This window comes from Streptomyces hiroshimensis (genome assembly GCF_014650335.1).
Taxonomy (GTDB): domain Bacteria; phylum Actinomycetota; class Actinomycetes; order Streptomycetales; family Streptomycetaceae; genus Streptomyces; species Streptomyces hiroshimensis.
Genome location: NZ_BMUT01000007.1, coordinates 210762 through 236490 on the forward strand (window position 1 = coordinate 210762; position 25729 = coordinate 236490).

A 25729-nucleotide genomic window follows, 5' to 3' on the forward strand; every position below is an offset into this window, starting at 1 on the left:
TCCGCGCGGGCACCGGGGCGGGCGGGTCAGCCGGCGGCGGCCAGCCGGGGCGGCTGAATTGCCGTCAGGAGTTCGTGGAGCCGGTCGAGCCCGTCGGGGCGGACCGAGTAGCAGATCTGGGTGCCACGGCGGCGGGTGACCACGAGGCCGGCTTCGCGCAGCACCTTCAGGTGCTGGCTGATGGTCGGCTGGGTGACCTCGAAGAGCTCGGTGAAGTCACAGGCGCACGTCTCGGGTTCGGCCGCCAGCGCGCGCATGATGCCGAGCCGCACGGGGTGTCCGAGCGCCCGGAGCATGGCGACGTCCGTCTTGTCCTCCGCAGTGTCTCTCACGTTTGACAGGCTATCAAACAGCGCCTATATAGTGGATCTCCTAAATAGCACATTGCCTATGTATCGCTGGTTCGGAGGTCCGATGACCGACAAGACCGAGGCGCCCGCCGCCGGCCCCGCCGGGGGCGATGGCGTCCTCTCGCCGCAGTACCGCGCGCTGTCCTTAGGGCTGATCACCTCCGTCACCCTGGTGGCCTTCCTCTGGCTGGGCGTCGCGACCGTCCTGCCCGAGGCCGCCGAGGACCTGGGCGGGGTCCACCTCTTCGGCTGGGCCTTCACCGCCTTCATGCTCGCCAACCTCTTCGGCACCATCGCCGCCGGACAGGGCGCCGACAAGGCCGGGCCCACCCGCCCGTACGTGCAGGCGTTCATCGTCTTCGTCATCGGCTGCGTGGTCGCCGCGGTCGCCACCAACTGGTGGATCCTGCTGGCGGGCCGCATCCTGCAGGGCCTGGGCGTCGGCGGCGTGCTGGCCCTGGCCTACCTGATCGTCGGCCTCGCCTACCCCGACGCGCTGCGCGCCCGGATGCTCGCACTGGTGGCCTCGGCGTGGACCCTGCCCGCCCTGCTCGGCCCGGCCATCGCCGGTGCGATCGCCGGCGCCACCAACTGGCGGGTGGTCTTCCTGATCCTCGTCCCGCTGGTGCCCGTCGCCGCCCTGCTCACCCTGCCGGCGATGCGCAAGCTCCGGCCCACCGGCGACGGCACGCCGGGCGAGAACCGGCTGCCGCTGACCGTGCTGCTGGTGCTCGGTGTCGGTGCGCTGCTCGCCGGGCTGGAGAATCGCAACATCGCCGTGCTCGTGCCGCTGGTCGTGGTCGGCATCGCGATCACCCTGCCCGTGCTGCACAAGCTGCTCCCGGCGGGCACGCTCACCGTCCGCCGCGGCATGCCCGCCGGCATGGTCGTGCGCGGTCTGGTCAGCGCCGCCTACTACGGGGGCGAGTCCTTCTTCCCGCTCAGCATGACCCGCGTCCTCGGCCTCAACACGCTCGGCTCCGGTCTCGCGCTGTCCGCGGGCGCCCTCACCTGGGTCAGCGGCGCGTGGCTCCAGGCCAAGCTGGACACCCGCAGCGGCGGCAAGGGCCGCCACGCACGCGTGGTCCTCGGCTTCGTCCTGCTCGTGGCCGGCGACGCGCTGATCGCCCTGGCGGTCGGCACCGGCCTCAAGAGCGTCCCGCTCGCGATCGTCGGCTGGGCGATCGCCGGTCTCGGCATGGGCTTCGTCTACCCCGCCGTCACCACGATCGTCCTGTCGCTGGCTCCCAAGGGCAAGGAAGGCTCGGCCAGTTCCAGCCTGCAGCTGTGCGAGACCCTGTCCGTGGCCGTGATGACCGGCCTCGGCACGGCCATCACCGCGTACGGCTCCTCGCACGACTGGAACGACAGCCGCGGGCTCGGCATCATCTACGTCATCGCCGCGGTGTGCGCGTTCCTCGGCATCGCCGCCGGGCTGCGCACCGCCGTCCGCAAGTTCGCGGGCGGCGGCGGGCCCGGGGAGGAGGCTCCCGCGGCCGCGGCACCGCTGCAGGAGCCGGAGCGAACGTCCTGATCCCTCCCGGCAGGGACCCGGTTCGGTACGCGGCGCGGAAAAGCTTCGGTCGCTGTACCGGGCCGGTCCGTGCTGTGCGCGCCCGCCCCGGCCGTGATGCTGGAGTGGCCCGGGGCGAACGACGCGCCGGGTGTGCATCTCCATGGGAGGCAACCGTGCCCGAAGTGCTGAACCTCGACGTACTGAACGGCGGTACGTGGAACCCGGCCCCGGCCCCGGCCCCGGCGGAACCCCACCGGGGCGGGGCCCGCGTCCGCTCCCGGGTGGAGATCCCGCTCCACCTGGCCGACGGCTCCTGGCAGACCGCGCCCGTCATCACCTTCGACGGGCTCTCCGACGGCCTGGAGCACATCGCGGTGTCCTACAGCCGCGACCCCGGCGTCCCACTGGTCCGCGTCCACTCGGAGTGCCTGACCGGCGACGTCCTCGGCTCGGGCCGGTGCGACTGCGGGCCGCAGCTGGACGAGTCGCTGCAGCGGGTGGCGGCGGACGGCGGCATCCTGATCTACCTGCGCCAGGAGAGCCCGGCCGGTGCGGACCCCAGCCTCTACGACAAGCTCGACGCGTACAGCGTCCAGGACCGCGCCCCGGGCGGCGCCGGAACGGGCCACGGCCTGCGCCTGGCCGACGACGCCCGCGACTACCACGCGGCCGCCCAGATGCTCCGGGCCCTGGGGGTCGGCCGGGTCAGGCTGCTGACCAGCAACCCCGACAAGGTGCGGCAGCTGAGCTGGTACGGCATCGCCGTCGAGGAACGGCTGGACTTCGCCGGCCGGCGCGGCGCGTGAGCCGCCGCACCCGGCCGACGGCGCGCGAACGCACCGGACGTCTCAGACGGCCGCCCTGTCCCGCACGCCCGGGCGGGCTTCGGACCAGGCCCGCTCCGCGGGGTGTCCGGAGCCTGCCGAGCCGCTCTCCTGGAGCTCGGCGAAGTACTCCGCCAGGCCGGAACGGCCCGTCACCGCCAGCTTGCGGTAGACGCGGCTCAGGTGCAGCTCCACGGTGCGCTGCGTGACGAAGAGCTTCCCCGCGATCTCGCGGTTGGTGAACTTGGCGACCGCCATGAGCGCGACCCGGCGCTCGGTCGGGGTGAGGGCGTCGATGCCCATCTCGGTCGGCCGCCGGGGCCGGGCCCCGGCGACCAGCAGCTCCTGACGGGCCGTCTGGGCCAGCACGGCCGCCCCGCACTGCTCGGCCAGGGACTGCGCGCGCCGCAGGTGCTCGCGCGCCTCGCCGAGCCGGCTGGACTTGCGCATCAGGATGCCGAGGTCGGTGAGCACCCGCGCCAGGTCCAGCCGGGCGGAGGACTCCTCCAGGACCTCGACGGCCTCCCGCAGCGCCCCCTCGCCGCCCAGGCCCTTGGCCAGCAGCCCGGCCGCCCGCAGGGCCCGGCCCGTGGCCCGGCGACCGCCCCACCGGCGGGCGCGGGCGAGCTCGTCGTCGACGAGGACGAGCGCGGCGTCGCGCTCGCCGAGCGCCGCGTGGACGAGGGCCGCCTCGGAACGCCAGGACAGCACCGCGGGGTTGAGCTGGCCGGCGGCGGCCAGCCGGCGGCCGCACTCCAGGAGGTCGGCCAGCCCCGCCCGCGGATGGCCGCAGGCCACGCGGAGCCGGCCGCGGTGGAAGAGCAGGGCCGCGAATCCGGCGCCCTCGGGCACGTGGCCGTCCAGGGCGAAGTCGCTCAGGGCCCGGTTGGCCTCGCGCAGCTCGCCGGTCTCCAGCAGCGAGGCGACGACCGCCGCCACCGCCTGGCCGGTGCGGCTCCAGTGCCCGGAGGGCGAGGCCCCGGCGGGCTCCAGGGCGCTGCGGGCGTCCTCCAGGCAGCCGGGTATGTCACCGGTGCGGTAGCGCACTTCGGCGCGCATGCTGTGGGCGATGGTGAGCAGGGTGCGCGAGCCCTCGGCCTGCGCGCGGTCCAGCAGCGCCCGGCACTCGGACAGGGCGAGGTCGAGCTCGTCGGCGCGGGCGAGCACCTGCAGGGGCACGGTGCGGGTCGCGATGCGCCAGTCGAGGCTGGTGTGCTCCTCCTGCAGCGCCTGCCGGGCCTGGTGGACGGCCCGGTCCCGCTCCTCGCCGCGGCGGGAGGAGCGCAGGGCGGCAAGGCTCAGCCGGGTGTGGCGCTCACCCGGGGTGGCGCCGGCCTCCAGCGGGAGCGGGTCGGCCACCCCCGCGCAGTCCGCGCCGGCGGCCGCGTCGGCGTCTGTGCCGGCGTCCGTGTTGACGGCGTTCAGCTCACGCAGCAGGCAGCGCTCGGCCCGCAGGACCTCCGCGGAGGGCTCCTCGGCGCTGCGGGCCTCCGCCACCCCTTCCAGGAGGACGCGCTCGGCCTCCTCGGGGCGGCCCAGGAGCTGCAGGGCGTGGGCGATGCACAGCCGGATGTCGGCGCGCCCGGCGGTGTCGGGCTGGAGGTCGAGCGCGCGCCGCAGGTGTCCGACCGCCGCGGCCGGGTCGGCGGCCAGCTCGATCTCGCCGAGGGCGCGCAGCAGCTTGGCCCGGCACAGGCCCTCGCACTCCTCCAAGCCGCGCTGGAGATAGGCCCGGGCCCGGTCCGGGTCGCCGCGCTGGATCACCTCTCCGGCGGCCGTGCGCAGCACGGAGCAGGTCCAGTGCAGGCCGAGGGTGCTGCGGACGCGCAGGAGCTGGTCGGCGACGCGCTCGGCGGGGGCGCCCGATTCGTGCAGGAGCTGGGCGGCGCGGGCGTGCAGGGCGTCGCGGCGGCTGGGCGGGATACGGGCCAGGACCGCGGTGCGCAGGACCGGGCGGGCGAAGCCGACGACGGTGCCCTGCCCCGTGAGGGCGCCGGCGCGGACGAGGGCGTCGACGATGTCGGCCGCGCCCAGGGCGTCCAGCCCGAGCAGCCGGGCGATCATGGGGGTGGTGGGGGAGCCGTCGAGGACCGCGGTGGCCTGGAGCACCGCGGCGGCGCCGGGGTAGGCGCGGTCGTAGCGCGGCAGCAGGGTGTCGGCGACCTCCACCGGGGCGAGGTCCCCGATGCGGCGCGCGGCCTCGGCGTCGGGCCGCAGGCCGTGCAGGCGCATGACGCGGAAGAGGGCTTCGAGGAGGTAGGGGCTGCCGCCGGTGGCCGCGTGGCACGCGGCGACGAAGCGGGGGTCTGGCGCGCCGTCGGCGGCGTCCGGGACGGTGAAGGTGTCGGCGGCGATCCGGGCGGTGTCCTCGGCGGTGAGGTCCCTTAACAGGACCCGGTGGCGGAACGAGGAGAGCACCTCGGCCAGCACCGGGTCGCCGGGGGTCTCGCCGAGGGCGACGGTGGCGACGAGGGCCACAGGGGTGTTCTCCAGGCGGGCCATCAGATAGCCGAGGCAGCGCAGGGATGCGGCGTCGGCCCACTGGAGGTCGTCGATGGCCAGCATCAGCGGGGTGCCGGTGGACAGCAGCCGGGCGAGCGGGTGGACCGGGCGGGGGCCGGGCGCGGCGTGCGGGGCGTAGGGGGCCGGGCAGTTCAGGTGGGTCTCCCACGGGACGGCGGCCCGGCCGCCGGGGCCGTCCCCTCCCGCGCCGGCGTCTTCCAGGATGCTGCGGGCCCCGGCCATGAGCTGCTGGGCGATGCTGTACTCGACGTCCTGCTCGGAGGCGCGGGCGCGTGCGGAGAGCAGGTGGAGGCCGTGTTCGCCGGCCTGGTCCATGGCCTGGCGCAGGAGTCTGGTGCGCCCCATGCCGGCCGTGCCTTCGATGAGGATGCTCTGGCCCCGGCCGTCGCCGGCGGCTTTCAGGATGTCGTGCACGCGCGTGCCCTCCCCGTAAGGCGGCGGGGCCGTCCCGGAGCCGCATGCCACTCCCCCGGGTCCCCCGTGTGACGGCCCGGTCTTTGCTGCCGTGACGCCGTGGGTAGTGATGTGTCTCAGGAGGCCGGACCGTGAAGTCGAAGACGTTAACTCGTATGAACAAGCGGACCAATAGTTGGTTCACCGTAGCTTATGGCGATACAAGAAGGGACCCTAACTTGAGAGTTGGGGCATTTCAACCGCATGACAGAGCCGCGGGTGCCGCGCGGTAACGCGGCACCCGCGGCCCGGCGGAGCATCACACTTACGGAAGGGCGGGGCCACCGCGGAAGCCTCCGCGGGACCCGGCGGGCGCTAGGCGCGCCTCGTGCCCTGCTCCAGCTCCCGGAGCTGGCGGATCATGTCGGCGGCCATCCGCTTCCCCTCCGGGGAGAGCGCCGCGAGGTCACCGCGCAGATAGACCGCGCTCACCCCGGCATCGGCCATGGCCTGGTCCAGCTCACGGCCGGCCAGGACCTCCTCGTCGATCATCCGCCGGGCCACGTCGTCCTCGGTGAAGTAGGAGACGGGCACGTCGAAGTACGCGGCCAGCGCGCGCAGGTGCCGCAGCGTCGGATTCGTGCGCTCCCCGCGGTGCAGCTGCCACAGATACACGCTGGAGAAGGTCTCGCCGGACTGGGCGGCGATCTCCGCCGCCAGCTTCTTGTAGGACGGCTTGCCGTTCTCGCTGGGCCCGGCACGCATCGTGAGCAGGTGATCGAGCTTCTGCGCCACCGTCAGCCGGCGCCGGTCCGGACCGTCCCTCTCTTCACTCATCGTCTGCCAACCCCCCTCTGCACGGCACCAGTTTAGGCACGACGGGCCTGGTCGTGCGCCCCCGGGGCCTGTCCCCGGCCGCCCCCTCCCGCTTCGTCGAGCCGCCGCCTGCGCTCCTGTTCCTTGCGGGCGAGCGCCATCATCTCCTTCACCTCTTCGGAGGGCTCGAAGTCCTCGTCGTCCTCGTCGTCGTGGACCAGCCCCTGCTCGCGCAGCTGCCGGTCGTGCACCTTGACGGGCGGCTGGGGGTCGTGGTCGGAAGGGCGCGGCCCCTCCGGGCCGTCCGGCCCGATGCGCACCAGGCGCTCGATGCGCACCACGCGGAAGCGCCGGCCGGCCACCTCGGCCTCCGGGCCGCACTCGGCGTCGAGCCGGTCGGCCGCCCGGGCGTACTCCTCGCGCTCCTTCTCGTCCAGCCGCCGCAGCACCGGGGCCATGACGCGCAGGTCCATCGTGAGGGCGTCGCGCGCGGCCTGGGGCGTGGGGCAGCCGGTGGTCACGGGCTCCCACCGCCCGCCGGACCGCTCCGCGATCATGTAGGCGGCGGGCAGCAGCACGCCGCCCGGGTGCGTGGCCGTGGCCCGCAGGGAGTCGGCCCGTACGTCAGGAGGTGCGGTGCCGGGTCCCTGGACCAGCGACAGCAGCTCGGCCTTGAGGATGCCCTCGGACATGCCGGTGGCCGTGAGGGTGTCGAGGATCATGCCCTCGACGGGGTCGGGCACCTCGTGGGACCGGCCGGGACCGGCGGGGTCGGGGTCGCAGGGGCGCGGGGGCTCGGGCCCGTCGGGACCCGTCCGGATGAACTGCTCCGCGCGCACCACCCGGTGGCGGCCGCCGCGCACCGTCATCTCGTCGAGGACCTCCCAGTCCAGCCGTTCGGCGGCCGCGCCGTACTCCTGCGCCGCGGTGCCGTCGCCGGACTCCTCGGCGTCGCGGGCGGCCCGGCGGAAGAGGGCGGCCATGGTGTCCCGGGAGTCCTGGGGCGCGCGGTCGCCGATGTGGGTCAGCACCTGCCAGCCGCCCTCCTCGCGCTCGCGCACGACGCCGAAGACCGGCCCGCCGCCCCCGAGGATCTCGGGGTACGCCTCGCGTGCCCGCCACGCCTCCTCGTCCGCCAGGGCGGCGACCGGGGCATCGGGCGCAGCCATCCTGATCTGCCGGTACCCCGGCACTCGCTCGCTGTGATCGGACATGTACTCAGCATGTCGCGCAGGGCCGCCCCCGCGCAGGAAAACGCTCTTCCCCCCGCGTGCTTTCCGGGTACCGCCATCCGGGTACTGGGCACGCGCCATCCCGGTACCAGGGCCGGCAGCAGGGAGCCGCTCACCTGCTCCCGTCGTCCAGCAGCCGGGCCGCCACGCCGAGGTCGGCGATCAGGCCCGCGTACGCGCCGGCGCGGGCCGCCGCGTCCGCGCGCAGGACGGCCGAGGGGTGGATGGTCGCCACGAGCGTGCCCCCGGCCTCCCCGTCCCCGTCCGGCGGCAGCACGAGGGGGACGCCGCGCTGCTGTGTCACCCGGAACGACGAGCCGAGCAGGGACTTGCCCGCCGTCGCGCCGAGGGCGACGACCACCTCCGGGCCGATCAGCCGCAGTTCGGAGGCGAGCCAGGGGCGGCAGGCGCTGATCTCGTGCAGGGTGGGCGCCTTGTGGATGCGGCGTTTGCCCCGCTCCTGCCGCTCGAACTTGAAGTGCTTGACGGCGTTGGTGACGTACGCCTCCGCCGGGTCGATGCCGGCCTCCGCGAGCGCCCGGGTCAGCACGCCTCCGGCCGGTCCGACGAAGGGCTCGCCCTTGCGGTCCTCCTGGTCGCCCGGCTGCTCGCCGACGAGCACCACCCGGGCGGAGGCCTCGCCGGAGCCGAAGACCGTCCGGGTGGCCTCGCGGAACAGCGGGCAGCCCCGGCACCCGGCCGCGGCGTCCCGCAGGCCCTGCAGGTCCGCGCCGACGGGTACGAAGGGCCCCGCGTCGTAGTCCTCCGGACCGGGCATCAGTCGCCCGACACCTTGCCGAACTCGGTCATGAAGGCCGCGCAGAACGCCTTGAGGTCGGCCGGCTTGCGGCTGGTGATCAGGGCGCCGGGGGCGCAGGTGCAGACCTTGACCTCCTCGTCCACCCAGGTGCCGCCCGCGTTGCGGATGTCGGTGCGCAGGCTGGGCCAGGACGTGAGGGTGCGGCCGCGCACGACACCGGCCTCGATCAGGGTCCACGGAGCGTGGCAGATCGCCGCGACCGGCTTGCCCGCGTCGAAGAAGTCCTTGACGAAGGAGACGGCCCGCTCGTCCATCCGCAGGAAGTCGGGGTTGGCGACGCCGCCGGGCAGCACGAGTCCGTCGAAGTCCCCGGCCCGCGCCGTGGTCACGTCCTCGTCGACGGCGAAGGTGTCGGCCTTGTCGAGGTGGTGGTAGGCCTGGATGCGGCCGGGCTTCGTCGACACCAGCCGCGGCGCGCCGGAGGCCTCCAGCACGGCCCGCCAGGGTTCCGTCAGCTCGACCTGCTCGACGCCCTCGGGTGCCGCCAGGAATGCGATCCGCATGGTCATGAAGCGTCCTTCCGTCGGTCTTCCGTCGATCCGGTCCGCCGGCCGGGTCCGTCAGTCCGGCAGCTGCGGCAGCACCTTGCTGCGGTAGAAGTCGAAGAAGCCGCGCTGGTCGGGCCCGATCTGGTTGACGAAGACGGTGTCGAACCCGGCGTCGGCGTACGCGACGAGCGCGGCCAGGTGCGCGTCCACGTCGTCCCCGCAGGTCACCGCGTCGGCGACGCGCTCCACCGGAACCAGCTCACTCACCTGTTCGAAGTGCCGGGGCGTCGGCAGGATCTGGGGCAGCTCTCCGGGGAGCTGTTCGGTGGCCCACAGGCGGTGCGCGGTGCGCTCGGCCTCCTCGCGGTCGGTGGCCCAGCACACCTTCAGCCCGCCGTGCACGGGCTTGGTGCCGCCCCCGCTGCGCCGGAAGCGGTCGACCGCCTCCGCGTCGGGGGCCATCGTGATGAAGCCGTCGCCGATGCGCCCGGCCAGCTCGGTCGCGGTCGGCCCGAACGCCGAGACGTCGATGGGCACGGGTTCGTCCGGCACGGTGTACAGCCGGGCGTTCTCCACGGTGTAGTGCTTGCCGTGGTGGCTGACCTCGCCGCCCTCGAAGAGGAGCCGCATCACCTGGACGGCCTCCTGCAGCATCTCCAGCCGGACCGCCGCCTGCGGCCAGGCGCCGCCGAGGATGTGCTCGTTGAGCGCCTCCCCGCTGCCCACGCCGAGCCGGAAGCCGCCGCCGAGCTGGACGGCGGCCGTGGCCGCCGCCTGGGCCGTGACGGCCGGGTGCAGCCGCATGATCGGGCAGGTGACGGCCGTCCGGACGGGCAGGGAGGTGGCCTGCGAGAGCGCACCGATCACCGACCAGACGAAGGGGCTCTGGCCCTGTTCCCCGTTCCACGGGTGGAAGTGGTCGGAGATCCACAGGGAGGTGAAGCCCGCCTGCTCGGCCATGCGCGCCTGTTCGACCAGGTCGGCGGGGCCGTGTTCCTCGGTGGACAGGAAGTAGCCGTATTCCGTCATCGGGGGTGTCCTCCTGGAGGGCGGGGCTTCGGACCCTGGGTAACCACAACGGGAGACGGGGAAACCCCCGTGGCTCAGTCCCGGCGCCGCCGCAGGACCGTCCGGACGGCGGCGGCCGTGCCGAGCAGCGCCGCGGCCGGGAGCAGGAGGGGGTGCCGGGCGAGGGCCGCCTGCGGGGAGCCCGCGTGGGACTCCGCGTCGAAGGCGCCGTGCGCGCCGTAGTCGCCCCCGCCGGTGTCGTCCACCGGCTCCCACAGGTTGTGCGGCCGGTCCGCCCGCACCTGCTCGTCGGTCTGCTGCGCGTCGATGCCGGTACGGGCCAGGTAGCGGTCCAGGAGGCCGGGGGCCGCCTTGTCGGCGAGGATCGTCGCGACGGTGGAGGCGCCGACGTAGTACTGCTTGCGCCGCGGGTGCGCGGCCGCGTGGACGACGGCGCGGGCGGCGACCTCGGGCTGGTAGACGGGCGCCACGGGCCGGGGGTGGTTGGGCAGCCGGGACAGCACCCAGGAGAACTGGGGCGTGTTGACCGCGGGCATCTGCACGACCGTCACGCGCACGTTGCTGTGCCGGGCGAGCAGCTCGGTCCGTACGGCCGAGGTGAAGCCGTTGACGGCGTGCTTGGCGCCGCAGTAGGCGGACTGCAGGGGCACGGAGCGGTAACCGAGCGCCGAGCCGACCTGGACGACGGTGCCCGCGTCGCGCGGCAGCATCCGGCGCAGCGCGGCCCGCGTGCCGTGGACGCAGCCGAGGTAGGTGACGGCGGTGACGCGCTCGTACTCCTCCGGCTCGATGCGAGTGAACGGGGCGAAGACGGAGACGAAGGCCGCGTTGACCCACACCTCGATCGGGCCGAACGCGTCCTCCACCGCGGCCGCCGCGGCCTCCACCTGGGCGTGGTCGGCCACGTCGGTGGGCAGCACCAGGGCCTTCCCGCCCAGCTCGGCGACCTCGGCCGCGGCGGCCGCCAGCCCGCCCTCGCCCCGGGCCAGCAGGGCCACCCGTGCGCCCCTGCGCGCGAACATACGGGCCGTCGCGCGGCCGATCCCGGCGCTGGCGCCGGTGATGACGACGGTCTGGCTCATGGGGCTCCTTTCCCTCGAACGGGCGGTCACCGGAGGTCACCGGACCCGGTACGGTTCGGCGCGGCCGGCGAGCAGCACCAGGCCGTGCCCGGGTGTGCCCTCCGCCCCGGGGCGGATGCTTCCCCCGCCCGGGTCGAGGGCCCCGGCGAAGAACAGCGACTCGATCCTGGTGTGGTCGTGGAACCACTCCAGGTGGCGCAGGTTGGGCACGGCGGCCGCGGCGTGCGCGTGGACGTGCGGCGCGCAGTGCCCGGAGATCTGCAGGCCGGCCGCCTCGGCGAGGGCGGCGGCCCGCAGCCAGACGGTGATGCCGCCGCAGCGGGTGGCGTCGGCCTGCAGGCAGTCCACGGCCCCGGCGGCGAGCATCGCGCCGAAGTAAGGGAGCGTGTAGCCGTACTCGCCGGCGGCGACGTCGGGCATGACCGCGTCGCGGATCCGCGCGAGACCGGTGAGGTCGTCGGAGGAGACCGGCTCCTCGAACCACAGGACGCCGTGGGCGTCGAGGTGCCGGGCCACCCGGACCGCCTGCTTGCGGGTGTAGGCGCCGTTGGCGTCCACGTAGAGCTCGGTGCCGTCGCCGGTGCTGCGCCGGGCGAGGGCGACGCGGTGGCGGTCGCGGTCCTCGGCCCCGCCCCGGTCCTCACCGATCTTGATCTTGACGCGGGGGATGCCGAGCCCCTCGGTCCAGCCGCGCAGTTGGCGGTCCTGGCGGGCGTCGTCGTAGGTGGTGAAGCCGCCGCTGCCGTAGACGGGCACCTCGGCGCGGCTCGCGCCGAGCAGCCGGACCAGGGGCAGGCCGAGCAGCCGGGCCTTGAGGTCCCACAGCGCGATGTCCACGGCCGAGAGGGCGCCGGCGACGAGGCCGGGCCGGCCGGTGTTGCGCACGGCGCGGCTCATCGCCTCGTTGGCCGCCGGTACGTCGGAGGCGCAGCGGCCGGTGACGACCTCCGCGAGCTGACCGGTGATCACGTCGGCGGTGGCGGGGGCGCCGTAGGTCCAGCCGGTCCCGGTGGTGTCGCCGGACCGCACGGTCGCCAGGATCAGGGTGGTCGCGTCCCAGGCGAGCGTGCCGTCGGCCTCGGGGGCGTCGGTGGGGACGGTGTAGACGGCGGTCGTGACGTCCTCGACGGCGGGGTCGGCCGCGCCCGGGCGGGTCACCGGCGGGCTCCCGCGGGCGAGCGGAGGCCGCCGCGCGCTCCGGCGGCCAGCCGTCCGGCGGCACGGTCGACGAGCGCCATGATGGTCAGGGCGGGGTTGGCGCTGCCCTGGGTGGGGAGCACGCTGCCGTCGGTGACGAGCAGGTTGGGCACGGCGAAGGTGCGCAGGTCGGCGTCGACGACGCCGCTCTCGGGGCCCGCGGCCATCCGGCAGCCGCCGACGAGGTGCGCGTACCGGTTGATCGTGATCACCTCGGTGGCGCCGGCCGCGCGCAGGATGTCCTCCATGACCGTCCGCGACGCCCGGATGAGCATGCGGTCGTTGTCGCACTGGCTGTAGGAGAAGTGGGCGACGGGCAGCCCGTAGCGGTCCTTCTCCTGCGAGAGGGTCACGCGGTTGTCCGGCAGCGGCAGCAGTTCGCACAAGGCGCCCAGGGTCGCCCAGTGGACGTAGTCGCGCATGTAGGTGCGCAGGTCCTCGCCCCAGTGGCCCTGGGCGGCCACGTGCTCGGCCCAGACGATCGGCAGCGGGGAGACCGTCTGCAGGGAGAAGCCGCGCTTGTAGGGCTTGGCGGGGTCGGTCTCGTAGAAGTCCTCGGAGGAGACCTCGGGGGGCGGTGCCTTGTAGGCGCGCACCTCCTCGGTGAAGCGGCCGGAGGTCTGCGGTGCGCCCTGCACCATCACGTATCGGCCCACCAGGTCGAAGTCGTTGCACAGCCCGTCGGGGAAGCGGCGGCACGCGGAGTTCAGCAGCAGCCGGGGCGTCTCGATGGAGTAACCGGCGACGGCGACCATGCGGGCCCGCTGCAGCCGTTCCCGGCCGTCGCGCACGTACCGGACACCGGTGGCCAGGCGGCCCTGAGCGTCCAGCTCGATGCCGGTCACCATCGACTGGGCGCGGATCTCCGCGCCGTGGGCCAGCGCGTCGGGCACGTGCGTGATCAGGGTGGAAGCCTTGGCGTTGACCTTGCAGCCCTGCAGGCAGAAGCCGCGGTAGACGCAGTGCGGGCGGTTGCCGAAACGGCCGTTGGCGATGGCGACCGGGCCCACCCGCGCCTCGATGCCCAAGGCCGCGGCCCCGCGCAGGAAGACCTCGCCGTTGCCGCCGACCGGGTGCGGCGCGTGCGGGTACGCGTGCGGGGCGCCCCACGGCCAGTACTGGCCGGCGACGGGCAGCTCCTGCTCGATCCGCTCGTACGGACCGCGCAGCTCCTCGTAGTCCAGCGGCCAGTCGGCGCCCACGCCGTCGTCCGTGAGCGTCGAGAAGTCCGAGGGGTGGAAGCGGGGGGCGTAGCCGGCGAAGTGGGTGGTCGAACCGCCCACGCCACGGCCGGAGTTGTTGGCGCCGAGCGGCACCGGGTCGCCACCGGAGACGACGCGCGGCTCCGTCCAGTACAGATGCTGCGACCCGGCCTCGTCGCTGACCCAGTCGGTATCGGGGTTCCAGAACGGGCCGGCCTCCAGGCAGACCACGGACCAGCCGTGGCGGGCCATGCGCTGGGTGAGGGTGGCGCCGCCGGCTCCGCAGCCGATGACGACGAGGTCTACCTCGTCGTCGTCATCGTGGCGGCGCATCCCCTCGACGAGGGCGTGGTCGAAACGCCGGTCGCCGCGGGGCAGGAGCCAGGGGGAGGCGTTGCGGTCGCGGAGGCGGCTCGTCGGTGACGCGGTCAGGCGCAGTGTTTCGGCCGCGGCCCGGACCGCGGCGGCGGGGCCGCGACGGCGGTCCGTTGCACGTTCAGGTGCGGCCCAGTGGTCGGGTTGTGCCCACCCGTCCCGCCTTGCGCGACGCCTGCCCACAACCGGGTCGGCGTCCGACTTTGCCACGGGGTCCACCGGGTGCCGGTCCGGCGCTTCCCACGGTTCCCGCAAGCCGAGGCCGAGCCGTACGTACCCCCGCGGGTACGCCGGCCCCCCGAAGCCGATCTCGTTCCACGCCCACGGGTGGGAGTAGAAGGCGGTGGCGGTGTACCGCGTCCACAGGCCCCACACGTGGCCGGCCGGCATCCCGTGCCAGCGGTCCGGGCCGGTGGCGCGCACCGCCCGGATCAGGCCGGCCTGCCGCTCACGCGCCAGGCCGCCGAAGGGGGCGCCGTACCGGGCGCGGGCGTCGTCGTCGAGGGCGGCGAGGGAGCGCCGCCACGCCTCGTCGTCCTCGGGCATGTCGGCGAACCGCCAGCCGTCGGTCTGCAGTTCGGCGAGCCGCGCGTCGATCATCTGCAGGACCGGCACCCTGGGGTCGTCCCACTGCGCCAGCAGGTGGTCGAAGAGCGGCCGGGCCACGGCTTCCTCGGCGAGGGTGAAGAAGCGCAGGTCCGGCTGGACGGCCGTGCGGGAGAGGACGATGCCGGAGGTCGCCGCGTCCCACGTGCCGGCCTGGGCGAGCACGTCGTACCCCGCGAACCTGGGGTTGTGCCGCCCGGGCGTCGTCACCGTCACTGCTCCCTGCGCAGCAGGGCGGCCAGCAGGCCCATGCCGCCGACCATCGTGACCAGCAGCGGCGCGAACAGGGGCGGCCCCAGCTCGACGTTGCAGCGGGCCATCGACCAGCCTCCGGGCTTCTGGGCGATGCCGCGCAGGTGCAGGTACGTGCCCTGCAGGCCGTTGGCGGCGATGGCCGCCGAGGCCAGCGGCAGGGCGGTCTTCGCCATCCGCTCGCTCGCGAACCCGGCGACGCCCGCGGCCGCGCCGACGGGTCCGAGCAGCACCGGCCACCACATCACGCGGTTGCCGAAGCTGGCGCGGTCGTGCTCCAGGTAGATCTCCGCGGCCGTGACGAGGGAGCCCGCCGCCGTCAGCAGGGACAGCGTGCGCTCGAACCTGCCGTGACGGACGTTGCGCACCATGCGGTCCAGGGCGTACGGCGCCGTGCCGCCCGGCGGCCGGCCCCGCCGCTTGCGCGGCGAGCGGCTCATCCGCCGTCACCCGCCCCGTGCCCGCGGCGCTTGTGGCCGCCGGGTAGCATCTCCTGGATCTTCGCCTTGAACCCCTGGCGGACCACGGCGGCGCGGTCGCTGTCGCCCTTGAGGACGGATGCGGCCGCGGCCTCGATCTGGTCGAGGGTCGCGTGCGGCGGGATCGGCGGCACGGCCGGGTCGGTGCGGAAGTCGATGACGAAGGGCCGGTCGGCGGCGAGGGCCTGCTCCCAGGCGGGGACGACCCCGCCGGGCTCCTCCACGCGGACGCCGCCGAGCCCGATCGAGCGGGCGAAGTCCGCGTAGGGCACGTCGGGGATGGCCTGCGAGGGCAGGAACTGCGGGGCGCCCTCCATGGCGCGCATCTCCCAGGTGACCTGGTTGAGGTCCTGGTTGTTGAGGACGGCCACGACGAGGCGCGGGTCCTGCCACTCCCGGTAGTACTTGCCGGCGGTGATGAGCTCGGCCATGCCGTTCATCTGCATCGCCCCGTCGCCCACCAGGGCGATGGCCGGCCGGTCGGGGTGGGCGAACTTGGCGCCGATGGCGTAGGGGACGCCGGGCCCCATGGTGGCCAGCGTGCCCGACAGCGAGCCGCGCATCGTGCCGCGGATGCGCAGGTGGCGCGCGTACCAGTTCGCGGCCGAGCCCGAGTCGGCCGTCAGCACCGCGTTGTCGGGCAGCAGCGGGTCCAGCGCGTGGAAGACGTATTCGGGGTTGACGGGGTCGGCGGAGACGGCGGCGCGCCGCTCCATCACCTCCCACCAGCGGGCGGTGTTCTTCTCGATGCCCTTCCGCCAGTCGCCGTGCTCCTTGGGCTTGAGCTGGGGCAGCAGTCGCGTCAGGGTCTCGCGCGCGTCGCCCACGAGGTTGATCTCGAAGGGGTAGCGCAGCCCCACCATGAAGGGGTCGACGTCGATCTGGACCGCCCGCGCCTGCCCGAACTCCGGCAGGAACTGGGTGTACGGGAAGCTCGACCCGATGACGACCAGCGTGTCGCAGTCGCGCATGAGCTCGTAGGAGGGGCGGGTGCCCAGCAGCCCGACGGAGCCGGTCACGTACGGCAGGTCGTCGGGGAGCACGTCCTTGCCGAGCAGGGCCTTGGCCACCCCGGCGCCGAGCACTTCGGCGAGCTGCTCGGCCTCGGCCCGCGCGCCGCGGGCGCCCTGCCCGACGAGGACGGCCACCTTGCGGCCCGCGTTGATGAGCTCCGCCGCCCGGGTGATCTCCGTGTCCGCGGGGACCGGCGCGTACGGCGCCACGCCGAGGCTGGAGGGCACCATCTTGAACGCGTGCTGCGGCGGCGCGTAGTCGAGCTCCTGCACGTCGGCGGGGATGATCAGCGCCGTGACCGTCCGCCGGGTGTACGCCGTGCGCATCGCCCGGTCGAGGACGTTCGGCAGCTGCTCGGGGACGGTCACCATCTCGCAGAAGTCGGAGGCGACGTCCTTGAACAGGCTCAGCAGGTCCACCTCCTGCTGGTAGGAGCCGCCCATTGCGCTGCGGTCGGTCTGTCCCACGATCGCCACCACGGGCACGTGGTCGAGCTTGGCGTCGTAGAGGCCGTTGAGCAGATGGATCGCGCCCGGGCCGGAGGTCGCGGCGCACACCCCCACCTTGCCGGAGAACTTGGCGTACCCCACGGCCTCGAAGGCGGACATCTCCTCGTGGCGCGACTGGATGAACCGCGGGTCGTCCTCCGCCCGGCCCCATGCCGCCAGCAGGCCGTTGATGCCGTCCCCCGCATAGGCGAACACCCGGTCGACGTCCCATTCCCGCAGGCGCTGCAGCAGGTGGTCGGACACCTTCGTGGACATGGGACTCCCTTCACCCGGAGTGCGCGGTGGCCGCGGAGCGGGTACGGGCGCCCCGCCACAGTGCTACGGGTGACCGGTCCCGGGCCGGGGAAACGCGGGCGGGGGCGAATCCCTCGTACGGATGTGTGGGGTCACTCCTTCGTCCTGTAGCGGTGCAGCGCCCAGCCGGGCAGCCCGAACCAGCACAGGATCAGCCAGGCCACGACCACCGCCACCAGCCAGGGGACGGCCGCGTTGTGCAGCGCGATGCGCAGGATCAGCAGCAGGGCCGAGGTGACGGTGCACAGCAGCAGCACGATGCCCGCCATCGTCAGCCGGGCGGCCCAGGTGACCGTCTGCGGCTTGATGCGCCGGCCGCTGACGATGCGGTGGAAGGAGACCGGGCCGATCAGGGCGCCGGTGGTGGCGGCGCCGAGTACCACCGTCACCACGTAGATGGTCCGGTCGGTGCCGCCGAGGGCGGCGAAGCGCGGGGTGAAGACCACCGTGAGCAGGAAGCCGAAGAGGATCTGCACGCCCGTCTGGGTGACCCGTACTTCCTGCAGCAGCTCGCCCCAGCGCCGGTCCGCGCGCTCCTCGGGCGTCTCGTGGCGCCCCCGTGACCCGGCCGGGGTCTCGGGGGGCTCGGGCCGGTCGGAGCCGTCGTCGTGCGGTCCGCTCGCTGCCATGCCGTCCTTCCGCATCGCCCCGTGTCCCGGGGTACCCCCGCGCGCGCCGGGCATGCACCCGCCATACCTCGGGCCGGCGCGGGTACACGCGGTGCGACACGCCCCGGGCGACGTCCCGCGGATCGCGGGGCCGGCGGGCCGATACTGGGGCATTCCCGCGGAAAGCGGAGGTGAGCGGATGCTGAACGGCATCGTACGGGCCGCGGCGGAGATCCTCGCGTGGTGGGCCGGGCTCACCGCGGTGTGGACCCTCCTCATCAGCCGGGCCGACACGCTGGAGATCGCCGTCGGGGCGGCCGCGGCCCTGGTGTCGGCGTGGGCCGCGCGCGGCGCCCGCCGGGCCGCGGACCGGTGAACTGGTGGCTGGCCGCTGCCCTCGCGCTCGTCACCGGAGGCCTGGGGCCCTGCCTGTGGGGTGCGGCGCGCGGCTCGGCCGGGCGGCGCGTGGTCGCCCAGAACATGGCGACGCTCCTGCTGTGCCTCGTCTTCCTGCTGCTGGCCCAGGGATACGCACGGCCGTCCTACGTGGACCTCGCCCTGGTCGTCGCCGTGCTGGGGCCCGCCGGGACCCTGGTCTTCACCCGCCTCCTCGGCGACGAGATCGGCGAGAATCCTCCAGGACTGCGCCTGCTCACCCCCGCCGTCCTGGTCGGCGCCCCGGCGACCGTCGTCCCCCTGTGCATCGCGACCGGTCCCGGCCGGGCCATGGGGAAGCTGGTCCTCATCGGCCTGCTGCTGATCGCCGGAGGGATCGTCACCTCGGCGGCGGTGCGCCGTGCATGACGCGCTGATCGTCGTCGTGCTGCTGCTCGTCGCCGCCGCGGCCACGGGCGCGGTGCTGCAGCGTGACCCGGCCCGGCAGGCCGTCGTGCTCTCGGCGCTCGGCCTCACCCTCGCCGTGCTGTTCACCGTCCTGCAGGCTCCCGACGTCGGTCTCGCGCAGCTCGCCGTGGGCTCGGCCGTCACCCCGCTGATGATCCTGCTGACGGTCCGCAAGGTCCGGCGCAAGGGGCGGCGGGAGTGACACGCCGCCTGCGGCTGTGGGTGCTGACGGCCGGGCTGCTCGCGACGGCCGCGCTGTACGTGGCCGCCTGCACGGACCTCCCGGCCTTCGGCGGCTCCTGGCACCCCTACGGCGACCGGGCGGTGCGCGCCGCGCTGCAGCAGCACACCGCGAACGCGGTCTCCTCCGTCAACTTCGACCAGCGCGCCTTCGACACGCTCGGCGAGGAGACGGTCCTGTTCTCCAGCGTCCTCGGCACCGTCGTCCTGCTGCGGCGGACCCGCGGCGAGAAGCGCGTCGCCCCCGGGCCCGCGGAGGTGCCCGCCGCGCTGCGCCGCTACGGCCTCCTCGTGCTGCCGGTCACCCTGCTCATCGGTCTCTACGTCATCGCGCACGGCCAGCTCAGCCCCGGGGGCGGCTTCCAGGGCGGCGTGGTCGTCGCCACGTCCCTGCACCTGCTGTACATCGCCGTCGACTACAAGGCGCTGGAGCGCATCCGGCCGCTGGGGCTGTTCGAGCTGGCCGACGGCACCGGGGAAGCCGCCTACATTCTGCTCGGCGCGGCCGGGCTCATCGCCGGCTCGGCCTACCTCGCCAACACCCTGCCGCTCGGCACGTTCAACACCCTCTCCTCGGGCGGCACGGTGCCGCTGCTCAACGCCGCCGTCGGGGTGGAGGTCACCTCGGCGGTCGTCGTGCTGCTCGCGCACTTCCTCGGCCAGGCGCTGGAGATCGAGAGCGAGGACGGCGCGAAGGACGGAGGACGGGAAGCGTGAGCCTGCTGCCCTACCTGATCGCCGGCTGGGTCTTCCTCGTCGGCGTCCACGGCATCGCCACCAGCCGCAATCTCATCCACGCCGTCGGGTGCCTGGCCGTCACCCAGTCCTCCACCTATGTGCTGCTGCTGGCCGTCGGCTACCGCAAGGGCGCGACGGCCCCCGTCTTCTCCGACCTGCCGGTCGACGCGCCCGTCGTCGACCCGGTCGTCCAGGCCCTCGCCCTCACCGACGTCGTCGTGGGGGCGACCGTGACCGCCCTGCTGCTCGCCCTCGTCGTCCAGACCGCCAAGCGGCACGGCACCGTCGACCCCGACGAGCTGTCCGAGCTGAAGGGCTGAGCCGCAGTGGACCGCCTGCTCCCGCTGATCGTCGTGGTGCCGCTGCTGGGAGCGGCCGTGCTGGTGGCGGCGGGGCGCCATGTGCCCCGGCCGGTGGCGGAGGCGGTCGCGGGCCTGGCCGCCGCGGCCTCCGCCGCCCTCGCCGCCGCCGCGCTCGCCGGCCCTCCGGAGGTCTCCTGGGTCGGCGCCTGGCGGCCGCAGGACGGCCACAGCGTCGGGATCGTGCTGGTCGGCGACCGTATCGGGCTGGGCCTCGCCGCGCTCACCTCGCTGCTCGTCGTCGCGGTGCTCGCCTACTCCTGGCGCTACTTCGACGAGCCGCCGCACGGCCACGGCGGCGCCTTCCCCGCCCTGGTGCTGCTCTTCCAGGGCGGCATGTGCGGCTTCGCGCTGACCGGGGACCTCTTCGACGCGTTCGTGTTCTTCGAGCTGATGGGCGTCGTCGGGTACGCCCTGACCGGCTACCGCGTCGAGGAGGCCCGGCCCGTGCAGGGCGCGCTGGTCTTCGGCTTCGTCAACTCCCTCGGCGGGTACGCCACTCTGCTCGGCATCGGCCTGCTGTACGCGCGCACGGGCGAGCTCGGCATGGCGCAGGTCGGCCGGGAACTGGATCAAGCAGCCGACGCGGCCGGGCACGGCGCGGACGCCCTGGTCGTCGCCGCGTTCGTGCTGGTGCTGACGGGGCTGCTGGTCAAGGCCGCGGCCGTGCCGTTCCACTTCTGGCTGCCGGACGCGCACGCCGTGGCGCCGACGCCGGTGTGCATGCTGCTGTCCGGCGTCATGGTGGAGATGGGCGGCTACGGGGCCGCGCGCGTGTGGACGACCGTCTTCGGCGGGCCCGGCGGCGTCCCTGCGGCCGGGGCCCGGCGCACCCTCCTGGTCCTGGGGGTGGGGAGCGCGCTCGTCGGTGCGCTGATGTGCTGGCAGCAGCGGCACGTCAAGCGACTGCTGGCCTTCTCCACGGTGGCGCACACCGGGCTGTTCCTCACCGGCATCGCCCTGCTGACCCCGCACGGCGTCGCCGGCACCGCGCTCTACGTCCTCGGGCACGCCGGGGCGAAGGCGGCGCTGTTCGCGTGCACCGGCATCCTGCTCGACCGCCACGGCAGCGTCGACGAGTGCGAGCTGCACGGCAAGGGCCGCGGCATCCCGTTCACCGGCCTGCTCTTCGCGGCCGGCGGGCTCGCGCTCGCCGGGCTGCCGCCGTTCGGCACCAGCCTGGGCAAGGCGCTCGTGGAGGAGCGGTCCCCCTGGCTGCCCGCCCTGTTCGTGCTCGTCTCGGCGGTGACCGGCGGAGCGGTGCTGCGGGTGGCCGCGCGTGTCTTCCTCGGGGCGGGGCAGGCGGGACGTGAGGACGACGAGGGGCCGGAGACCACCGGCGGGGAGGAGGAGCCGGAGACCGGCCGCCGCGTGCGCCGCCCTCCCGTGCCCATGGTGACGGTGGCGGCGCTGCTGCTGGCCGGGGCGCTCGCCGTCGGCACGGTGCCCGCGCTCACCGGCGCCGTCTCGGCCGCGGCGGAGGCGTTCACGGACCACGCCGGCTACGCGGCGGCGGTGCTCGACGGCCGCCCCGCCGGGCGGCCGGAGGGCCCGTACGACTGGTGGACGTGGACCGGCGCGGGCCTGGGCCTGCTGTCGGCCGCGCTCGCCGTCGCCCTCGCCGCCCGGTCCGTGGGCCTGGAGTCGCGGGCCGTGCCCTGGAGCGCACCGCTGCGGCGGCTGCACTCCGGGCACGTGGGCGACTACGTGGCCTGGACGGTGGCCGGCATCGGGCTGGTCTCGCTGCTGGCCCTCTGGTGAGCCCGGCGCCCGTGCCGGGCCGACCGGTTGCAGGTGACCGGGGCCGCGGGCAGGGTGGGAAACCGATACATACCACACCAAGGACGGACATCATGCCGCGAGGTTCGAGTCCCAAGCGTGAACGGCAGTACGAGCACATCAAGGAGAGCGCCGAGGAGCGCGGGGAGAGCACCAGGCGCGCCAAGGAGATCGCCGCGCGCACCGTCAACAAGGAGCGGGCCCGGTCCGGGGAGTCGAAGACGGCGAGCAGGTCCTCGATCCAGGACATGTCCTCCTCGAAGCGGGGCGGGCAGCGCTCCCACAGCGGCTCCGAGGGCCCCACCTACGACCAGCTGTACGCCGAGGCCCAGCGCCGCAACATCCACGGCCGGTCGCGCATGAACAAGGCCGAGCTCAAGCGGAAGCTGGGGCGGTAAGCCCGGACCCCGCCCGGCCGCCCCGGCAGCCGCCCTACGGGGTCTTGTACAGCGGCCCGGGCCCCGGGGAGCCGCCGGGGGCCTGGATGATGGGCACCGGCTTGTTGTGCGGCCAGCCGCCGGAGGCGTCGTCGAAGCTGAGATCCCCGCTCGCGGCGGGGACCACGGCGGCGTCGTGGAGGTTGGTGAGCTGGTTGAAGACGTCCTGCACGGTCGGGGTCTCCCGGCCGGTCTGGCCGGTGACCATGCGCAGCGCCCACACGGCCGTCAGCACGGAGTCGTGGTGCATGACGGCATAGCCGTCGGTGAGCTCGGAGTCGGGGAACTTCAGGTCGCGGAAGCTCTGGAGGAAGGGCTTGAAGCCGCCGGGCGCCTCGATCCCCTTGATCCACTGCTCCGTGCTGGTCGCCGAGGCCTGCAGGATGGTGATCCTGCTGTCCTTGAGCAGCCCCATCACGTCGTTCGCCTGCTGCACGGCGCCCTGGGAGCCCGTGACGATCGTGATGGGCTTGTCGTGCCCGCACTGGCTGCGCGAGGACAGCGACCGCACGAGGTCGGCGAGGTCGCGGCCGCGGCCCGCGTAGAAGACCAGCTCCGACTTGGTCAGGCAGATGTTGTTGAAGGCGTTGAAGAACAGGCTGGGCACGCCTTCGGTGCGGGGGCCGGTGGTGCCCACGAAGGAGACGCGGCGCTTGTCGATGTAGTCGGCGAAGACGTCGTCGTACGCCTTGCGCATGGTCCGTACGTAGTTGTCGTCCCGGCTGTCGAAGACCAGGTAGCCGCGGCGCTGTTCGGCGGGCAGCCGGTCCAGGCGCTGCCGCAGCGCCTTGGCGTAGTCGGTGTTGGACGGCGAGACCTTGAACAGGCGCTCCGAGTTGACGTTGGTCGCCGTCAGCACGGCGCCGATCGCCGGGATCTTCCGCTGGGCGAGCTCGTCGGCCGCGCTCTGCGTCTCGGGCACGCTGACGCCCATGCCGGCGACGGCCACGAGCGGGTGATCCCCGCCGGTCATGTCCGCCAGCCGTCCGACGACGGGCCGCCAGTGGAGCTGGTTCCTGCCCTCGCTGGCGAGGACCAGCTGGATCTGCGGGGTCCGCCCGTGGACGCCGGTGGCGTTGACCGCGGACAGGGACGGGCAGGCGTTGGCGCGGCACTGCGCGGCGTAGGCGCCTTCGAGGCTGCTTTTGATCTCCTCGATGGGCAGCACGCTGCTGTCGCTGGCGGTCATCGGCGTCAGCAGGCCGATCTTGACGTAGGGGACGGGGGTCGTGACGGCGACGGGCTTCTCCCACTGGTCGCGCACGCGCCGGTTCTCCGCGGCGATCTTCTCGGTGACGTCCTTGAGCCGGGGGTCGAAGGCGTAGGCGGTCTCGTTGACCACGCCGACGCACTCGCGGTCCCTGCCGGAGCCGGCCCATACGAGGCCCGGCACGTCGTCGGCGCAGCGGTCCTCCTCGCCGCCCGTGCCCAGCAGCCAGAAGGCGCCGCCGGCGAGGAGGGCCAGGGCGAGCACGAGCGCGGCGAGCCCCGGCCACCCCTTCCACCAGGGAGGCAGCGGGTCGGCGGGGCCGGGGGTCACGGGCATGATGCGGCTCCTTGCGGACGGCGGTGGTCACGCGCCACGGCGCGCTCAGATGTACTTCGCGGCCTCGTGCCTGAGCCCCACCCTGCGGGGGTCGGAGTGCATGGCCAGGCTCTGGAACATCGAGCCGATGGTGTCGTTGAGTTCGGGGCGTGCGGCGGGCAGCCGGTTGCGCGGGTCGCCCGCCAGCCACAGGGCGGCCACCAGCATGGTCAGGGCGCGGCGTTCGGCGAAGGAGCGGGGGGCCAGCTCCGCCGAGATGCGGTCCACGCGCAGCGTGGCCGTCCGCTCGGGCAGGACCGGCGTGCGCAGGGGCGCGGCCGTGACGGCGTACAGCTCGTAGAGCCAGGCGTCGGTGTCGGGCAGTTCCGTCAGGCTGCGGGCGAGGTGGTCGACGACGTCGTCGAGCTGGCCGAGGGCGAGCGCGTGGTAGCGCACGTCCAGCGGGTGGCCGTAGAGCATGTGCCAGACCTGCAGCTGTTCGTGGGCCTCGTCCCAGCGCGACCGGCTGCGGGCGAGCTCCTGCAGGAGCAGCAGGCGCAGCCACGGGTGCAGGACCGGCCTGCCGGACAGCGGGCGGGGGTGGGAGTTCTCCAGATAGCCGGAGCCGCGGCCGCCGCGGGCGCCGGCGTCCTGGGGGACGGGGTCGACGAGCCACAGCCGGGTGCCCGTCTCGCGGGCGAGGCCGTTGCGCGTGCGGAGGGTGAAGGACTCCAGCAGGTCGGCGTCCCAGGCGGCGTCGAACTCGCGGGCGGCGGAGCACACGACGAGCGCGGCGCGCTGTTCCTCGTTCATGCCGTCCAGGAGGTCGCGCAGGATGACGCGGTCGAGCGGCGGGGCCTCGGAGTCGTCGCCGGCGGAGGGGACGGGGGTGGCGAGGATGCCGCGCAGCAGCACCTCGGCGTCCCCGCGGCCGGGGATGCGCGCTGCCGCCTCCAGCAGCCGGCCGGCGCTCCAGGCGTGACCGCGCGTCAGCCGGTGGGCCAGCGGCGGCGCTTCGGGCAGGCGGTCGGCGATGCCGGCACCGAGCTGGGAGACCTCGGCCGCGGTGAGGTCGCGCAACTGGACGCAGTACCAGTGCCAGGAGGCGTCGGGGGGAGGGTCGGGGACGGACCGTTCCCAGTCGGCGTGGGAGGCCTGCTCCGGCGAGCGGATCCACACCCCGGCCGGCCCGCGGGCGAAGGGGCCGGGGATCCTTCCGGTGTCGGAGGCGGTGGCGACGGCCAGCAGCGGGTCGGGGACGCCGCTCTCGTCGCGCAGCCGCACCAGCAGGTCGAGGAAGTCCCGGCCGCCCTCGGCGTCGACGTTGTCGAGGAGCACCACGCAGTTGCGGTCGCGGCGGCGGCGTGCGTACTCGCCGCGCAGGTCGGCGAGGAAGGCCTCGCACAGGCGCCGGTCCACGGCGGCCCGGTCGACGTCGGTCCGGCTCTTGCTGAGCCGGTTGAGGGCGACGAGTTCGTCCACCGGGGTGTGCGGGCCCGCGTACCAGGAGAAGCCGGTGCGCCGGGCGATGCCCAGCGGCAGCCGCGGTGGGCGGCGGATGAGCCCGGCAAGCAGGCCGATGCCGGGGATCTGCAGGAGGTTGAGGTCCTGGAGGAGGCCGGCGACGTCCGCGGCACGGTCGGCCGCCGCATTGTTCTCGTGGGCGTCCTGCAGGGCGTGGCGCAGCTGGTGGCCGGCCCGCCGGGAGTCGTTGGCGTCCAGCGAGAGCCCGGGGTCGACGACGAGCAGGCCCAGGGTGAGGCGGGGGAAGAGCAGGGAGGGCTGGCGGGCGAAGCGGTGCGAGAGCCCGTAGGCGAGGCGGCCCGCGACCTCGTGCGGCCTGCGCGGCCCGGCGGAGGCGAAGTCGTAGAAGGCGTGCGGGCGGTGGGAGCCGAGATAGCCGAGCCAGGCCAGCGCTGCGGTCCGCCCGCTGCCGCGGGTGCCGACGAGCACCACCACCGGCAGTCCGCGCCCGCCCCGCCCCGCGCGGCCGTCCTGGACCTTGGTGCGGCATTCCTGGTAGAGCGCCTCGATGCCCTCGATCCCCAAGGGCCGTCTCACAGGCTCCGGCACGTCACTCAGCCCCCCTCGGGTCGGCGCGTGTCACCACCGACCGTGCTGAAAATGCTGCCACGCGGGTGCCGTTCGCGGGAGCGTTCAGTCGCAACTGATAAGGGGGACCGGTGGTCCGGCGCCCCC

General features: G+C 74.3%; 24 protein-coding genes. 9 read left to right on the top strand and 15 right to left on the bottom strand.

Going from position 1 to position 25729, the window contains the following annotated elements; genetic code table 11:
• Window positions 1–26: 26 nt before the first annotated feature.
• Window positions 27–332 carry an ArsR/SmtB family transcription factor gene (locus IE241_RS17905; protein ID WP_229899435.1) on the bottom strand — a complete coding sequence of 102 codons (306 nt, stop codon included), beginning with the start codon at window positions 330–332 and terminating at the stop codon, window positions 27–29.
• 82 nt (window positions 333–414) lie between these two features.
• On the opposite strand from IE241_RS17905, the gene IE241_RS17910 reads away from it, so the two are divergent.
• Together IE241_RS17910 and ribA are read left to right on the top strand one after the other, a co-directional pair.
• Window positions 415–1884 carry an MFS transporter gene (locus IE241_RS17910; RefSeq protein WP_190022765.1) on the top strand — a complete coding sequence of 490 codons (1470 nt, stop codon included), beginning with the start codon at window positions 415–417 and terminating at the stop codon, window positions 1882–1884.
• 155 nt (window positions 1885–2039) lie between these two features.
• Window positions 2040–2672 carry a GTP cyclohydrolase II RibA gene (ribA, locus tag IE241_RS17915; protein WP_229899438.1) on the top strand — a complete coding sequence of 211 codons (633 nt, stop codon included), beginning with the start codon at window positions 2040–2042 and terminating at the stop codon, window positions 2670–2672.
• Between the two features lie 42 nt (window positions 2673–2714).
• On the opposite strand, the gene IE241_RS17920 is transcribed toward ribA, so the two are convergent.
• The 12 genes from IE241_RS17920 to IE241_RS17975 all read right to left on the bottom strand — a co-directional run bounded on the left by IE241_RS17920 (window position 2715) and on the right by IE241_RS17975 (window position 17630).
• Entirely contained in the window at window positions 2715–5627 is a 2913-nt protein-coding gene (locus IE241_RS17920; protein WP_190022766.1) for a helix-turn-helix transcriptional regulator, read from the bottom strand.
• Window positions 5628–5981: 354 nt separating this feature from the next.
• Window positions 5982–6443, bottom strand: coding sequence for an XRE family transcriptional regulator (locus IE241_RS17925; RefSeq protein WP_190022767.1), 462 nt, complete (start codon window positions 6441–6443; stop codon window positions 5982–5984).
• Between the two features lie 32 nt (window positions 6444–6475).
• Window positions 6476–7636: a DUF5954 family protein gene (locus tag IE241_RS17930; protein ID WP_190022768.1), complete on the bottom strand. Its 1161-nt coding sequence runs from the start codon at window positions 7634–7636 to the stop codon at window positions 6476–6478.
• Window positions 7637–7766: 130 nt separating this feature from the next.
• Entirely contained in the window at window positions 7767–8432 is a 666-nt protein-coding gene (locus IE241_RS17935) for a UdgX family uracil-DNA binding protein (protein ID WP_190022769.1), read from the bottom strand.
• Window positions 8432–8977, bottom strand: coding sequence for a type 1 glutamine amidotransferase domain-containing protein (locus IE241_RS17940; protein WP_190022907.1), 546 nt, complete (start codon window positions 8975–8977; stop codon window positions 8432–8434). The genes IE241_RS17935 and IE241_RS17940 overlap by 1 nt, the downstream gene beginning before the upstream one ends.
• A 57-nt stretch (window positions 8978–9034) precedes the next feature.
• Window positions 9035–9991 carry a TIGR03557 family F420-dependent LLM class oxidoreductase gene (locus tag IE241_RS17945; protein ID WP_190022770.1) on the bottom strand — a complete coding sequence of 319 codons (957 nt, stop codon included), beginning with the start codon at window positions 9989–9991 and terminating at the stop codon, window positions 9035–9037.
• Window positions 9992–10065: 74 nt separating this feature from the next.
• On the bottom strand, window positions 10066–11073 hold the full coding sequence (locus IE241_RS17950) for an SDR family oxidoreductase (RefSeq protein ID WP_190022771.1): 1008 nt from the start codon (window positions 11071–11073) through the stop codon (window positions 10066–10068).
• Between the two features lie 36 nt (window positions 11074–11109).
• The gene (locus tag IE241_RS17955) at window positions 11110–12231 is read right to left on the bottom strand and encodes an enolase C-terminal domain-like protein (RefSeq protein ID WP_190022772.1); all 1122 of its coding nucleotides are present in this window, start codon (window positions 12229–12231) and stop codon (window positions 11110–11112) included.
• Complete coding sequence (locus IE241_RS17960) at window positions 12228–14663, bottom strand: GMC family oxidoreductase (protein ID WP_190022773.1); 2436 nt, start codon at window positions 14661–14663, stop codon at window positions 12228–12230. Before IE241_RS17960 ends, IE241_RS17955 begins: the two co-directional genes overlap by 4 nt.
• Before the next feature lie 2 nt (window positions 14664–14665).
• On the bottom strand, window positions 14666–15145 hold the full coding sequence (locus IE241_RS17965; RefSeq protein WP_229899440.1) for a hypothetical protein: 480 nt from the start codon (window positions 15143–15145) through the stop codon (window positions 14666–14668).
• Complete coding sequence (locus IE241_RS17970) at window positions 15142–16962, bottom strand: thiamine pyrophosphate-requiring protein (RefSeq protein ID WP_190022774.1); 1821 nt, start codon at window positions 16960–16962, stop codon at window positions 15142–15144. Before IE241_RS17970 ends, IE241_RS17965 begins: the two co-directional genes overlap by 4 nt.
• A gap of 131 nt (window positions 16963–17093) precedes the next feature.
• Complete coding sequence (locus IE241_RS17975; RefSeq protein WP_229899443.1) at window positions 17094–17630, bottom strand: DUF6328 family protein; 537 nt, start codon at window positions 17628–17630, stop codon at window positions 17094–17096.
• A 178-nt stretch (window positions 17631–17808) separates the two neighbouring features.
• On the opposite strand from IE241_RS17975, the gene IE241_RS17980 reads away from it, so the two are divergent.
• From IE241_RS17980 to IE241_RS18010, 7 genes are all read left to right on the top strand, one after another.
• Window positions 17809–17985 (top strand): hypothetical protein, encoded by a 177-nt coding sequence (locus tag IE241_RS17980; protein ID WP_168092243.1) that lies wholly within the window; start codon window positions 17809–17811, stop codon window positions 17983–17985.
• Window positions 17982–18413: an MrpF/PhaF family protein gene (locus IE241_RS17985; protein ID WP_190022775.1), complete on the top strand. Its 432-nt coding sequence runs from the start codon at window positions 17982–17984 to the stop codon at window positions 18411–18413. The genes IE241_RS17980 and IE241_RS17985 overlap by 4 nt, the downstream gene beginning before the upstream one ends.
• Window positions 18406–18654: a Na(+)/H(+) antiporter subunit B gene (locus IE241_RS17990; protein WP_190022776.1), complete on the top strand. Its 249-nt coding sequence runs from the start codon at window positions 18406–18408 to the stop codon at window positions 18652–18654. Before IE241_RS17985 ends, IE241_RS17990 begins: the two co-directional genes overlap by 8 nt.
• Window positions 18651–19409: an MnhB domain-containing protein gene (locus IE241_RS17995; protein WP_190022777.1), complete on the top strand. Its 759-nt coding sequence runs from the start codon at window positions 18651–18653 to the stop codon at window positions 19407–19409. The genes IE241_RS17990 and IE241_RS17995 overlap by 4 nt, the downstream gene beginning before the upstream one ends.
• On the top strand, window positions 19406–19750 hold the full coding sequence (locus IE241_RS18000; RefSeq protein ID WP_190022778.1) for a sodium:proton antiporter: 345 nt from the start codon (window positions 19406–19408) through the stop codon (window positions 19748–19750). Before IE241_RS17995 ends, IE241_RS18000 begins: the two co-directional genes overlap by 4 nt.
• Window positions 19751–19756: 6 nt before the next feature.
• Window positions 19757–21550, top strand: a complete 1794-nt coding sequence (locus tag IE241_RS18005; protein ID WP_190022779.1) for a complex I subunit 5 family protein — start codon at window positions 19757–19759, stop codon at window positions 21548–21550.
• Window positions 21551–21642: 92 nt separating this feature from the next.
• Window positions 21643–21966, top strand: coding sequence for a plasmid stabilization protein (locus tag IE241_RS18010; RefSeq protein ID WP_190022780.1), 324 nt, complete (start codon window positions 21643–21645; stop codon window positions 21964–21966).
• A gap of 34 nt (window positions 21967–22000) precedes the next feature.
• On the opposite strand, the gene IE241_RS18015 is transcribed toward IE241_RS18010, so the two are convergent.
• Window positions 22001–23551: an ABC transporter substrate-binding protein gene (locus tag IE241_RS18015; RefSeq protein WP_190022781.1), complete on the bottom strand. Its 1551-nt coding sequence runs from the start codon at window positions 23549–23551 to the stop codon at window positions 22001–22003.
• A 45-nt stretch (window positions 23552–23596) separates the two neighbouring features.
• Entirely contained in the window at window positions 23597–25603 is a 2007-nt protein-coding gene (locus IE241_RS18020) for a hypothetical protein (RefSeq protein WP_190022782.1), read from the bottom strand.
• Window positions 25604–25729: the final 126 nt, after the last annotated feature.

Coding starts and splice junctions, on each gene's coding strand:
- IE241_RS17910 (WP_190022765.1), top strand. CDS start 415: ATGACCGACAAGACCGAGGCGCCCGCCGCCGGCCCCGCCGGGGGCGAT.
- IE241_RS17925 (WP_190022767.1), bottom strand. CDS start 6,443: ATGAGTGAAGAGAGGGACGGTCCGGACCGGCGCCGGCTGACGGTGGCG.
- IE241_RS17930 (WP_190022768.1), bottom strand. CDS start 7,636: ATGTCCGATCACAGCGAGCGAGTGCCGGGGTACCGGCAGATCAGGATG.
- IE241_RS17935 (WP_190022769.1), bottom strand. CDS start 8,432: ATGCCCGGTCCGGAGGACTACGACGCGGGGCCCTTCGTACCCGTCGGC.
- IE241_RS17940 (WP_190022907.1), bottom strand. CDS start 8,977: ATGCGGATCGCATTCCTGGCGGCACCCGAGGGCGTCGAGCAGGTCGAG.
- IE241_RS17945 (WP_190022770.1), bottom strand. CDS start 9,991: ATGACGGAATACGGCTACTTCCTGTCCACCGAGGAACACGGCCCCGCC.
- IE241_RS17950 (WP_190022771.1), bottom strand. CDS start 11,073: ATGAGCCAGACCGTCGTCATCACCGGCGCCAGCGCCGGGATCGGCCGC.
- IE241_RS17965 (WP_229899440.1), bottom strand. CDS start 15,145: ATGAGCCGCTCGCCGCGCAAGCGGCGGGGCCGGCCGCCGGGCGGCACG.
- IE241_RS17970 (WP_190022774.1), bottom strand. CDS start 16,962: ATGTCCACGAAGGTGTCCGACCACCTGCTGCAGCGCCTGCGGGAATGG.
- IE241_RS17975 (WP_229899443.1), bottom strand. CDS start 17,630: ATGGCAGCGAGCGGACCGCACGACGACGGCTCCGACCGGCCCGAGCCC.
- IE241_RS17980 (WP_168092243.1), top strand. CDS start 17,809: ATGCTGAACGGCATCGTACGGGCCGCGGCGGAGATCCTCGCGTGGTGG.
- IE241_RS18010 (WP_190022780.1), top strand. CDS start 21,643: ATGCCGCGAGGTTCGAGTCCCAAGCGTGAACGGCAGTACGAGCACATC.
- IE241_RS18015 (WP_190022781.1), bottom strand. CDS start 23,551: ATGCCCGTGACCCCCGGCCCCGCCGACCCGCTGCCTCCCTGGTGGAAG.